This is a genomic window from Nocardia sp. CA-145437, from assembly GCF_050956485.1.
In the GTDB taxonomy this organism is placed as follows: Bacteria; Actinomycetota; Actinomycetes; order Mycobacteriales; family Mycobacteriaceae; genus Nocardia.
On the sequence record NZ_CP191204.1, the window covers coordinates 6,268,240 to 6,280,620 of the forward strand.

Below are 12,381 nucleotides of genomic sequence, written 5' to 3' on the forward strand. Positions count from 1 at the left end.
TATCCGCCAAACACTTCCCGCCCCGAAAGACACATGTCTAGGCTGCCGTCCATGAACTCACCGCGGATCGCCATCGTGGGTGCCGGAATCTCCGGCATCTGCATGGCCGTGGCCCTGCAGCGCGCCGGATTCCCCGAATTCACCCTCTTCGAGAAGGCCCACGACTACGGCGGGACCTGGCGCGACAACAGCTATCCGGGCCTGGTGTGCGATGTGCCGTCGCGGTACTACCAGTTCCGGTTCGCTATGAATCCGGAATGGACGCAGCTGTATTCGGCCGGACCGGAGATCAAGGACTACTTGGTCGGGGTGGCGCGCGAACACGGTCTGCACCGCCATACCCGCTTCGGCGCGGAGGTGACCGGCGCGGTGTTCGGCGACGACGGCTGGCAGGTCACCACGTCCGCGGGCACGACGGAACGCTTCGACTTCGTGCTGTGCGCAACGGGTTTCCTGCACCACCCGACCCGGCCCGACATCCCCGGCCTGGACGAGTTCGACGGCCCGGTCATGCATTCGTCGCGCTGGCGGCACGAGGTCGAGCCGCGCGGGAAGCGGGTGGGCGTCATCGGCACCGGGTCCACCGGCACCCAGCTGGTGGGCGCGCTGGCGGGCGTGGCGTCGGAAGTCGTACTGTTCCAGCGCACTCCGCAGTGGATCCTGCCGACCGTGAACCGTCCGTACACGATGGCGTCCAAGCGGCTGTACCAGCTGGCGCCCGCCCTGGGCGTGGTCCCCTACTGGTTCAATCGCGGGGCGTTCGCGGTGTTCTCACAGGGCCTGGTGCATCCCGGGTGGGTGCGCACGCTGATCCAGTGGGTGGTGGAACGCCATCTGCGCTCGGTCGAGGATCCCGAACTGCGCCGCAAGCTGACGCCCGACTACCAGGCCATGTGCAAGCGGCTGGTGGTCTCCGACCGCTTCTACAAGGCGGTGCAGCGTCCCGATGTCACGCTGGTGACGGAGCACATCGACCGCGTCGAAGGGCGTGGCGTGGTCACCGCGGACGGACGCCTGCACGAGCTCGACATCCTGGTATTGGCAACAGGGTTCGACTCGCACGCGTTCATGCGCCCGATGGCGATCACGGGCGCCCACGGTCGCACCCTGGACCAGGCGTGGGCGGACGGACCGCGCGCCTTCGAGGGCGTCATGATGCCGGACTTCCCCAACCTGTTCATGCTGGTGGGCCCGCACAGCCCCTTCGCCAACCACCCGCTGACCGCGGTCGCCGAGGCGCAGTCCGCGCGCATCGTGAGCTGGCTGCGGCGCTGGCGCGCAGGCGAATTCGCGACCATCGAGCCGACCCACGCCGCCACCGATCGTTACAACGCGCGCATGCGCGCCGCCGCGCCGAGCACGGTGTGGACCACCGGCTGCACCAGCTGGTACCTGGGCAAGGACGGGCTGCCGGAGCTGTGGCCGTGGACGCCGGGCCGTTACGAGAAGCTGATCCGCGGCACGCCCGATCCGGTGGATTACCATCTGAAGCACAGTGTTCCGAGCGGGAAGTGATGATCGTGGAGAAAGCAGTGTGGCGCTTCGTTTCCCGCCTGATCGGCCACTGGATGTTCGGCCCGGCCCCGGATTGGGCCCGGGTTCGCGCCCGGGTCGGCTCGAGCACCACATTCGCCCGCGCACCGCGCGGTGTCGCCGTCGAGGCCGGCCGACTCGGCGGTGTACCGGTCGAAACCCTCACGCCGCGTGGGGCTCCCGCCGACGCGGCGGTGCTGTATCTGCACGGCAGCGGCTATGTGATCGGCAACTCGAGCATGGTCCGACCCCTGACCGGCGCGCTGGCGGCGGCCGTGGGCACGACGGTCCACTCCCTCGACTATCGCCTGGCTCCCGAGCACCCGTACCCCGCACCCATCGAGGACACGGTGGCGGCCTATCGAGCGCTCCTGGCGCAGGGCATTCCAGCTGAACGCATTGCCGTGGTGGGTGATTCGGCCGGTGGCGGGCTGGCGCTGGATCTGGCGATGCGGTTGCGCGACGAGGATCAGCCACAGCCCGCGATCCTGGGACTGATCTGCCCGGTGCTGGATCTGACCGCCGATTCTTCAGCGTTCCACTGCGATCCGAGCCAGGAGCCGCTGCTGAATCCGCCCTTGATGGCCCAGTTCATGGACGCTTACCTGCCCGGTGTCCCCGAGCCGGAGCGGCACGCTCGGTCCCCGCTGTATCGGGACATCACCGGTCTCGCACCGATCGTGATGCATTCGGCGAGCGACGATCTGCTCGCCGGAGACGCACGGAAGTTCGCCGCGCAGGCCGCGAAAGTCGGCGCGCCCCTGCGGCATCGCGAGTATCCGCAGCTCTGGCACGTCTTCCACGTCATGCCGATGCGGGTAGCGCGCGAGGCGGTGGACGATCTCGCGACCATGCTGGCGGACCGTCTCTTCGGCCATCACCTCGGCCACCGGACGGGCCGCTGACCAGAGCCGAACACGGGCTCAGACGAAAGCACGGCTGACCACCGGCACCACGAATTCCTCGAGCATGGCGCGTTCCTCCGCGTCGTCGCGGCCGGGTGCGGCGAGGAAGGACACGATGATCCGGGTCAGCCAGCGAGCCAGACGGCTGCGTTCCGGATCGGTGAGCGGGGTGGGCGCGAACAGGCCCGCGGCGATGGATTCGATGACGTCGGAGTCCTGGCTGATGCGCCCGGCCGCGCCGGATTCGCCCGGCCGGAACCAGGCGATGAGCATGGGATCGGCGCGGACCGCGCGAATCGAGCCGAGCATGGCGGCCACCACCCGTTCGCCCGGATCCTCGACGGCGGCGACCTGCTCGAACACCCCCGCGGCGATGCGGCGGGTGGCGCGGTGCACGAAAGCCAGGCGCACGGCCTGGCGGTTCTCGAAGTAGCGGTAGAGGGTCGCGCGGGAGCATCCGGCCGCCTTGGCGATATCGCCCATGCCGACCGCGGCGACGCCCCGTTCGGCGAACAGGCGCGCGGCCGCGTCGAGAATGCGTTCGGCGGCCAGGTCGGCCCGTCCGTCGGCCAGCCAGTCTCGGCTCATGCGGTGTCCCTTCCCATCCGATCCGGACCCGTTCGCGTGTCCCGTGTTCCGGTCACGGGTCCGGCGGCGACGCTGCCGCCGGACCCGTTCCCTCACACTCTGCCCGCGCGATACGAGGGCGGTGCAACCGGGCCGTCCGAGGCTGCGGACGGCCCGGAGTCTCAGGCCTGTGCGCGGAACGGCACCGAGATCGGCCAGCGCACGTAGTTGCCGTGCGCCCACTGCACCGCGTCGAGGTCGACGGTGAAGTCGGGGCAGCGCGCCAGCAGTTCCTCCAGCGCCACCCGGGCGACCATGCGCGCGGCGGCCGCGCCCAGGCAGTGGTGGTGGCCGTGACTGAAGGTCATGATCCGCTTGGGGTTGCGGCGCACGTCGAGTTCGGCCGCGGTGGGACCGAATTCGCGTTCGTCGCGGTTGGCCGACCCGTAGCACAGCAGCACGCGCCGACCCTCGGGAATGGTGACGCCGTGCAGTTCGATGTCGTGGGTGGCGGTGCGGGCCAGGCCCTGCACCGGGGAGGTCATGCGCAGGAATTCCTCGACCGCGTCGGTGATCAGGGCCGGGTTCTCGACCAGCAGGCGACGCTGGTCGGGGAAGGCGGTGAGCAGTTGCACCGCGCCGCCGAGGTTTCCGGTGGTGGTGTCGTTGCCGCCGGTGATCATGGTGAAGGCGAAACCGAGCATGGCCAGCAGGCCCTCGTTGTCGCCGTCCTCGCCCAGCCCGGAGGCCAGCAGGTGCGAGATGGTGTCGTCGCCGGGTTCCTTGCGGCGGCGGTCGATGAGCTCACTGAAATAGCCGACCATCTCCCCGACCGCGGTGAAGGCGTTCTGGTCGCCCGCGGCCAGTCCGGCCCCGGCGACCGCGCCGCCGACGATGTTCTCGGTCCAGTCGTCGAAGCGGCCCCGATCCTGTTCCGGCACACCGAGGTAGTGCGCCACCACCATGGTGGGCAGCGGCTTGAACAGTTCCTTGACGATGTCGCCGCCACCGGCCGCGCGCAGCCGTTCGATGCGTTCGACGACGAAGGCGCGCACCGCGGGCTCCACCGAATTCACTTGGCGGGGAGTGAATCCCGGTGAGACGCGGCGGCGGAAGTCGGTGTGGTCGGGCGGGTCCATGAACACGAACGGCTTGGCGGCGCCGAAGCCGGCGGCCACCAGGTCGACGTAGTCGACGGTCAGTCCGGAGGCCGAGGAGTAGTTCTCGGGTTCGCGGGCGGCCGCGTACACGTCGGCGTGCCGGGTCAGGACGTAGAAGTCGTCGGATTCGCGACCTTCGGGGACGACCCGGTGGACCGGATCATGGTCGCGCAGTTGGGAATACATGGGATACGGATCGCGCCAGGTCTCCCCGGACCGCAATTCGAATCGCACCGCATGAGACGCCATTGAACTCATGAACCGACGGTAAGACAAAACACCCAATATGTCTAGAACCCGTTGCAAAGTTCTCCTGATGTACCAGGCGGTCGGATCGGTACTAGAGCACCCGGAAACGCACCGGATGCGCGAGCGGACGACCCCCGTCATCGAGGTGATGCAGCAGGTAGGAGCCGGTGGGCAGCGGTCCCAGCCGCGGGCCCGGGTCGATCACGGCCACCTGCCGCACGCCCGCCATAGGGGCGCTTGCGGCGTCGGGGCCCGCCTGCTCGGTGACGCCGAGGACCACCTGGTCCCGGGTCACCCCGTTCCCCAGGGCGAGGCCGCGCAGCACCGGCGTCGCGGGGACGGCGGTGGTGAATCCGCCGGGATCGGCGTAGACGGCGAGGCGGTGCCCGGCCACCGCCTCGGCGAGGCCGTAACTCACGACGAGATCGCGGCCGGGCTCGTACAGGGACCGGTCCAGCAGCAGCCGAGTGAAGGGCGCGGCATCGTCGGCGGTCTTCCCCGCAGCGCCGGTCTCCACGAATCCGCGTACGCGGCACAGGAATCCGGCGTCGGCGGCGGCGGACACCGAGAGGTCGTACCAGCCCGCGCCGTCGGCCTCGCTCTCGCAGAGCATGTCCCGGCGCTCCGTCGCCCCCGCGGCGATCTCGATGGTCCAGGGTCCGTCATCGCGGTACGCGTTCGAGATCACCCGCACCGAAACAGGGTTCTTACCAGGGTTTTCGAATGTCCACGCCAGTCTGCGCGGCCCGGAGCCCGCGGCGGTGGCGGTGACCCGCAGCCCGCCGCACGGTCCGCCGAGATCTCCGGCGAATCGGCGCTGGAAGCCGTCCGGGCCATAGAGGGTGTAGTCGTAGTGGCCGTTCACCGCCGGTAGATCGTGAGTGACCGAGCCGCCGCCGGTGAGGTCGAAGCGGGTCGGCGTGAAATCCGTGGCGAAAGCGTTCGGGTACACCAGGCAGTGCGCCGCCGCGGTCCCGCCATTGTCGATGGTCAGCGTGATCCCGCCGTCGGCCCCGGGAGCACAGCGCGCCTGCAGCCGATACTGCAGCGGCACCCGTGGCCGGCTGCCGCTCTGCTGCCTGGGCATTCGCTGGACGAACGGAAGCGGTTGCGCTACGCCGGACATCGGCTGCTCGGCGCGGGGTGAGGCGTTCGGCAGGATGAGGGTGCGCCGGGAGCCGAAGTCGAACAGTGAGGACAGGTCGCCGCACATCTGCCGCCGCCACGGGCTGATGTTCGGTTCGGCGACGCCGGTCACGCGTTCCAGGAACTTCAGAACCGAGGTGTGGTCGAACAATTCGGAGGAGACCGCCTGCTTGCTCCACGGCGACACGACGATCGCCGGCGTCCGCGCGCCGAGGCCGACATTGTGGCGGCCGAAATACTCCCCCGGGGTGCCCGGCGGTGGGGTCGGGGCCGGGATGTGGTCGAAGTACCCGTCGTTCTCGTCGTAGTTGAGGATGAAGACGGTCTTGTTCCATACGTCCGGGTGTTCGGCGAGCGCCTCCAGCACCCCGCGGACCAGAGCCTGGCCATTGCGCGGGCCCATCACCGGATGTTCGCAGTCGACGTAGGGCGCGACGATCCAGGACACCGTGGGCAGTCGCCCGGTGGCCACGTCGGTGCGGAACGATTCCACCAGAGTGCCTGTGCGCGAACGCAACAGCCCGCGCTCGACCAGCGCGCGCTGCCCGGCCGACAGTTCGTCCATGCCCCGTTTCAGGGCGGCGGCGTAGGCGGGTTCCAGGCTCGGATCCCGTTCCAGGTCGGAGTAGTAGCGGAAGAAGTTCTCGAAGGCGACGCCGCGGCCGCCGTTGGTGTACTTCAGCGCGGTGCGCGCGGCCTCGCGGAACGGCAGGAAGAAGTCGAGCGCGTTGTCGGTGTAGTTGTCCCACTCCTGGTAGACGCGCCAGCCGATGCCGCGGTCCTGAAGTCGTTCGGCGTAGGTGGTCCAGGGCAGGCCGAAGATGATGTCGTTGACATAGCGCCCGGCGTCGGGGCTGAGCAGGGCGTCGTAGAGGAACAGGTTGCCGGTGCGCGGCCCGACCAGTCCGGCCAGCGCGGCGGCCACCGGCGGCGGGAGCGCGCCGGTCAGGCCGTGCACCAGGCCCAGGACCGCGTCCACGATGCCGGTGACCGGCAGGCTGCGCATCCAGCGCAGTTTCAGGTCGTCGGAGAACAGCGAGACCTGCAGGTTCTCCGCGTAATTGTCCAGGGCGAGCGGGTTTTCCACGGTGCCGGTGAACAGGTACATGCGGTTGGGGTCGGTGGGCCCGTTCACCGAGCAGTGGTAGCCGTCGCAGAGTGTGAACGCCTCGGCGAGCTGGTAGTAGAAGCCCAGGCTGTCGCGGTCGTAGCCGACCATGGTGCCCTCGCCCTTGGCCTGGAGCCAGCCGTCGTTGCGGCCGGCGGCGAAAGCGTCGTGGCCGGTGCGGGTTCCGTGGTCGGTGCCGTCGATGTTCTGCAGCGTGGTGGTGTACGGCAGGACGACGCGGCCGCCGTCGGGCTGGTGGAAGACCGAGCGGCCGGTGGACAGTTGCAGCGCGTTCAGGTCGGCGTATCCGCGGACGCCGGGCATGGACCCGAAGTAGTGGTCGAAGGAGCGGTTCTCCTGCATCAGGATCACCACGTGCTCGATGCGGTCCCAGCCGCCGGGCGGGGCGGGTTCGGCCCAGGCCTGGGCCAGGCTCGGCGGGAGCATGGACATCGCTCCGGCCGCACCACCAGCGTGCGCGGCGTGCTTCAGAAAACGCCTCCGATCCATGGCATCCCCTAATGAGCATCGGAACGGCTATCTCGAGGATCGCCGACCGACCTTGGGGATTCGTGGCGGTGAGGGGGCTCACCGGTGAAGGGTCAGTTAATTCAACCGGTGCTGTCATCGGTGCGGACCAGCACGAACACCAGTTCCGTGTCGCCGATGCGCAACACCGCTCCGTCGGACAATAACCCGCTGTCCACGATGCGCGCACCATTGACATACACGCCGTTGGAGGAGTGCAGGTCCTTGATCACCCAGGTGTGACCGTTGTCGATGAGCAGGGCGTGGTGGCGGCTGACCCGGCCGTCGGCGAGCGCGATGTCGTTGTCGGACAGGCGACCGATCCGGGTGGTGGAGCCGACCACCGGATGGACGTGCCCGGACCGGTCGCGCAGCAGCGCCTGCGGTTCGTGCCAGCTGCGGTCCACGATGGTGGTGGCGCGGGTGGCCGAGGCGGCGGCGACCTGGCGCACGCTGAGCGGGTCCTGGCGCAGGATGCGCGATTCCAGTTCCCGGATGCGGTGGCCGGGATCGATGCCGAGCTCCTCGGCGAGGATGCCGCGCAGGCGGCGGGCCGCCTCCAGCGCGTCGGATTGGCGGCCGGTCATGTAGAGCGCGGTGATCAGCTGCTCCCACAGCGATTCCCGCAGCGGATGGTCACGGACCAGCAGGTTCAGTTCGGCGACCACGCCCTCGGCGCGGCCCTGCGCGATCTCGGCCTCGGCGCGGGCCTCGATGACGCCGATCCGCTCGTCGTCGAGGGCGACGGCGTAGGCGTCGGCGAAGCCGAGCCCGCGCAGATCCGACAGCACCGGGCCGCGCCACTGCGCGAGGGCGTCGGAGAGGGCCTCGGTGGCGGCGGCGAAGCGTCCGGCGGCCAGCGCGCGCATGCCGTTCTCGCGGCGGGTGCGGAAGCGGAAGACGTCGCAGGCGCTGTCCTCGACCACGATGCGGTAGCCGGTGCCCATGTGCTGGAGCATGGTCCGGGCGTCGATGCCGCCGTCGCGCAGCGGCTTGCGCAGGTTGGAGACGATGGCGTGCAGGCTGACCCGCACGTCGGGCGGCGGATTGTCCTCCCAGACGGCGCTGGCCAGCGCGTCCACCGAGACCGGCCGGTTGGCGTTGATGGCCAGGTAGGCCAGCACCGCCCGCTGCTTGGGCCCGCCCAGCTGCTGCGCCACCCCGTCGATGGTCAGCTGCACCGGACCGAGCACGCCCACCCGCGCTCGCACCCCATCCATCGCCGACCTCCCGCCGGGCCCGATTTCTCGCCCGTCACTGTAACTTCGCACGGCCGCCCCCGCCCTTCGCATCCACCGAATTCGTCTCACCGAACTGGTCGGTCCCCGTCGCGATTTCGTTCCATCGGCCGGGTACTCAGAAGCATGCACCGGTGCGGGCGGCTTTCGGGAGGGTGCCTGCACCCGTGCATGCGAGCGATACGAAAGTAGAAGGCGTTCAGTGGGTCACGGGTTGAGGTTGTACACCTCCACCGAGCCGACCATCGTCACCGGATAGTTGGCCTTCACCCAGGCGGTGATCTCCGCGCCGGTGGATCCGTTGGATTCCGAGCCCTGCCCGCTGGGTTGCTGAAGGCCCGGCTGCTGGCCGTTCTGATCCTGGCGGGGCTGGTGTCCGCCACCGGCATGGGTGTTGCCGCCGGGCTGGGAGTTGTTCGCCTGCCCCTGGTTCGAGGCGCCGCCGGGCTCGTTGCCCTGACGGGGGCGGATCAGCAGGTAACCGATCTGATGGTCGGCGACGTACTGCTGGAACTGGGCCAGCGTCGGGGACGGATCGCGGCCGCTGAAGCCGCCGATCGCGAGTAGCGCCTTGCCGGTGGTCAATTCGAGGGTGCCGACATCCTGCGCGCCGATCGCGGCCGCCGCCCAGCGGGCATCGCTGCCGTCGACGAGCGAGACGATCTGCGGATCGGCGACCCCGCCGCGCTGTCCGCCGCCGTATTGGCTGGGGCCACCGGCATTCTGGCCGGGACCACCGCGCTGGCTCCGGGCCGGGCCCGCGATCGGGCTGCCGCCATTGTGCACGCCGGCCACGGTCTCGAGGGTGTAGGCGGTGGGGCCGAGCAGCCCGGCCAGCAGCGCGAACACACCGATGGCGAGGGTGAACCGCGGCAGCTTCGGGGCGATCAGCAGCGTTGCCGCGGTGACCACCGCCAAGGCCATGATCGTCCAGCGCAGCCACGGCAGCCATTCGGGCGTGCGGTGCAGGAGTACGAACGACCAGACGCCCGTGCCGAGAGCCATGACCGCGAGGGTGACGCACGCCGCGAGATGGGTTCGGCGCTGCCACAATTGGGTCGCGCCGATGCCGAGGACGGCGGCCAGCGCGGGGACCAGTTCCATCGAGTAATAGGAGTGGAAGCTGCGGCTCATGTAGCTGAGCACGATGCCGGTGACCAGCAGCCAGCCGCCCCACAGCAGCAGGCCCGCCCGGACGCGGTCGGTGCGCGGCTGCCTGCGGGTCAGCCACAAACCGGCGATCAAGGCGATGAGCGCGGCGGGCAGCAGCCACGAGAACTCGGTGGCCAGTTCCCCGGAGAACAGGCGGGTGATGCCGGGCTGCGAACCGAATCCGCCGAAGCCGCCGCGCATCTGGGACGGATCGGGGTGCGCGCCCGGGGTGGGCAGGGCGGAGGGATTCGGCACCGCCGACGGCGTCGGCGCGGCGGACGGTGTGGGCAGCGTCGACGGCATGGTGCGAGGTCCGCCGCCACCCCCGTTGTGGTTGCCCAGGATCCGGCCGAGACCGTTGTAGTCGACGGCCAGCTCCCACAGGCTGTTGCTGGTGGATCCGCCGATGAAGGGCCGCGAGCTCGCGGGCCACAGTTCGACCAGAGCCACGTACCAGCCCGCGGACAGCACCAGCGCCGCGCCCGCGGACGCCAATCGTGTGATGCGCGTGAGCCATCCGCCCGCACCGGCCACCAGCACCACCAGCGCCAGGCCGGGCAGGACCAGGAAGGCCTGCATCATCTTGGCGAGGAAGCCGAACCCCATGAGCACGCCCGCGCCCACCAGCCAGCCGGTGCCGCTGGACCAGAAGCGTTGTCCTGGTGCGTCGATGGACCGCACCGTGCAGTACGCGGCGGCCACCAGCAGCAGCACCATGAGGGCGTCGGGGTTGTTGAAGCGGAACATCATGGCCGCCACCGGGGTGACGGCCAGCGCCGCGCCCGCGATGAGCGCGGCCACGGGTCCGGCCCAGCGCCGTACGGCGGCGATCAGCAGCGCGACCGACGCGACGCCCATCAGCGCCTGCGGCACGAACATGGACCAGGCGTTGAAGCCGAAGATCCTGCCGGACAAGGCCATCACCCACATGGCGGCGGGCGGCTTGTCGACGGTGATGGAGTTCTGCGGGTCCAGCGAGGCGAACAGCAGCGCCTTCCAGCTCTGGGTGCCCGCTTGCACGGCCGCGGCGTAATACCCGTTGCCCCAGCCCGCTCCGCCGAGTCCCCACAGATAGACGACGGCCGTGGCGATCAGCAGCGCGGCGGTGGCCGGTAGTTCCCAGCGCGGCCGCCCACTGTCCTGGGACACGTCACCGTCCTTGGGTACGGCCGCATCATCCGCAACACCGGTGATGGTCGACATGCCACCCGCTTTCTGCTGTTCCAGCCCGATTTCTCTGTCGTCGCGGAGCCTAGGCCGCGGGATTTGACCACAGCTTCGAGACGGCTGGGAGTTCCCTGTGAGGGCCTGAACTGCGGGAAAGGGGGCAGAAAAGCCGGAAGGGCACCCGCTGTGGCGGGGGCCCTTTCCAGGTATCCGGTCGTGCTTGTCAGTGACGGAGTGGCTCGAGCATGCTGGGGGCCTCGAGGATCAGACCGTCGGAAGGGTGAAAGCCGCCGTACGGACCTTGTCGCCGTGCTTGAAGTCCAGGAACAGGCGGTAGGCGCCGCGGCCGGGAACGGCGGTGTGGAAGGTGACGTCCGGGCCGGGCGCGGTGACGCCGTCACCGGGCTCGCCGTTCGGGTGCACCTGGACGTAGGCGAGGTCCCCGGCGCGCAGGATCACCAGGTGACCGTAGGCGGCCAGGTAGGGCTGCAGGTCGGTGACCGGCTCGCCGTCCTTGCGCACGGTGAGGGTGAGCAGGCGGCCCTCCCCCGCGACCAGGTCGCCGTCCAGGGTGACCTCGTAGCCGTCGACGGTGAAGGTGCGGTCGGGCTGGGGCGCGGCGCCCGGCCGGTAGTCGCCGGCGATGGCGAAATCCGCTCCGAGCGTGATGGTCCGGCCCAGGGCGCGCGGCGCGATATCGGTGAAGGCGCGGTAGGCGCCCGCCTCGGGAAGGTTCAGGCGGACCGTCCAGGTGCCGTCGGCCTGCCGTTCAGGGTGTACGTGCCAGAAACCGGTGAGCTCGCGCTGCACGACGATCAGGTGCAGTTCCTTATCGTGGATGGCGTCGAACTCGGTGACGGGCGCGCCGTCCGGGCCGAGGATGCGGAACCGGAACTCGGTTTCGCCTGCGGTGACGACCTTTTCGGCGAGATCGAGGGTGTAGCCGTCCTGGGTGACCTGGAGGCCGCCCGGCACTCCGGCGTCGTGACCACCGTGGGCGTGACCGCCGTGCCCGGCATGGTCGCCGTGCCCGGCGTGATCGGCATGGGCGGCGTGCGCGGCGTGGGCGTTGTGATCGGCGTGCGCCGCGTGCTCGGTGTGTCCGGCGTGCTCGCCGTGAGCCGCGTGGTTGTGGTGTCCGGTGTGGGCCTGGGCGGTCATTTTCTCGTCCCTCTCGAGTGCTTTCACTGCCTTACGAAAGATCAAGTTAATACCCCAGGGGGGTATCTGCAAGAGGGGTCTATGTGAACTGGATCACCGAGATGGCAGCCCGCGCGTCCAGTGCCGCGCGGGCAACTCCCCCGTCGCGTAGCGGGCGTACGTGTTCTCCGGCGTCACCGTGATGACATCGGTGACCGCCACCAATTCCGCGGGCACGCAACCGCCTTCGAAATGCTCCACGCTGGGCACGATCACGGCCTCCAGGGCGAGCCGCGAGACGAGCACCCGCAAACGATGGACCGGTCGGTCGGTCCAGGGTCCGAATACCACCGTTCTGCGCAGGTCATAGCCCAGCCGGTGGGCCATGATGCGAATCCGGGCCTCATCCCATTCGCGACGTTCGCCCGAAATGTCGCTCCGCAACCATCCGATGGCGTGGGGATCCGATGTCATGGCTATTCCTCAGG

The 12,381-nt window shown here is 69.6% G+C and carries 9 protein-coding genes; 2 read left to right on the plus strand and 7 right to left on the minus strand.

Going from position 1 to position 12,381, the window contains the following annotated elements:
• Nucleotides 1-51: 51 nt before the first annotated feature.
• Together ACQPYY_RS29190 and ACQPYY_RS29195 are read left to right on the plus strand one after the other, a co-directional pair.
• Complete coding sequence (locus tag ACQPYY_RS29190) at nt 52-1,515, plus strand: flavin-containing monooxygenase (RefSeq protein ID WP_433591749.1); 1,464 nt, start codon at nt 52-54, stop codon at nt 1,513-1,515.
• 5 nt (nt 1,516-1,520) lie between these two features.
• Nucleotides 1,521-2,438, plus strand: coding sequence for an alpha/beta hydrolase (locus ACQPYY_RS29195; RefSeq protein WP_433591750.1), 918 nt, complete (start codon nt 1,521-1,523; stop codon nt 2,436-2,438).
• Between the two features lie 18 nt (nt 2,439-2,456).
• Here the strand turns inward: ACQPYY_RS29195 and ACQPYY_RS29200 are convergent, their stop codons facing one another.
• The 7 genes from ACQPYY_RS29200 to ACQPYY_RS29230 all read right to left on the minus strand — a co-directional run bounded on the left by ACQPYY_RS29200 (nt 2,457) and on the right by ACQPYY_RS29230 (nt 12,367).
• Nucleotides 2,457-3,026 carry a TetR/AcrR family transcriptional regulator gene (locus tag ACQPYY_RS29200; protein ID WP_379093253.1) on the minus strand — a complete coding sequence of 190 codons (570 nt, stop codon included), beginning with the start codon at nt 3,024-3,026 and terminating at the stop codon, nt 2,457-2,459.
• A gap of 161 nt (nt 3,027-3,187) precedes the next feature.
• On the minus strand, nt 3,188-4,423 hold the full coding sequence (locus ACQPYY_RS29205) for a cytochrome P450 (RefSeq protein ID WP_379093250.1): 1,236 nt from the start codon (nt 4,421-4,423) through the stop codon (nt 3,188-3,190).
• A gap of 82 nt (nt 4,424-4,505) precedes the next feature.
• Nucleotides 4,506-7,178 (minus strand): alkaline phosphatase family protein, encoded by a 2,673-nt coding sequence (locus ACQPYY_RS29210; RefSeq protein WP_433591751.1) that lies wholly within the window; start codon nt 7,176-7,178, stop codon nt 4,506-4,508.
• A 101-nt stretch (nt 7,179-7,279) separates the two neighbouring features.
• On the minus strand, nt 7,280-8,416 hold the full coding sequence (locus tag ACQPYY_RS29215; RefSeq protein ID WP_379093244.1) for a BTAD domain-containing putative transcriptional regulator: 1,137 nt from the start codon (nt 8,414-8,416) through the stop codon (nt 7,280-7,282).
• Between the two features lie 225 nt (nt 8,417-8,641).
• Nucleotides 8,642-10,789, minus strand: a complete 2,148-nt coding sequence (locus ACQPYY_RS29220; protein WP_433591752.1) for a glycosyltransferase family 39 protein — start codon at nt 10,787-10,789, stop codon at nt 8,642-8,644.
• A gap of 228 nt (nt 10,790-11,017) precedes the next feature.
• Nucleotides 11,018-11,914 (minus strand): hypothetical protein, encoded by an 897-nt coding sequence (locus tag ACQPYY_RS29225; RefSeq protein ID WP_433591753.1) that lies wholly within the window; start codon nt 11,912-11,914, stop codon nt 11,018-11,020.
• A gap of 93 nt (nt 11,915-12,007) precedes the next feature.
• The gene (locus ACQPYY_RS29230) at nt 12,008-12,367 is read right to left on the minus strand and encodes a hypothetical protein (protein ID WP_433591754.1); all 360 of its coding nucleotides are present in this window, start codon (nt 12,365-12,367) and stop codon (nt 12,008-12,010) included.
• Nucleotides 12,368-12,381: the final 14 nt, after the last annotated feature.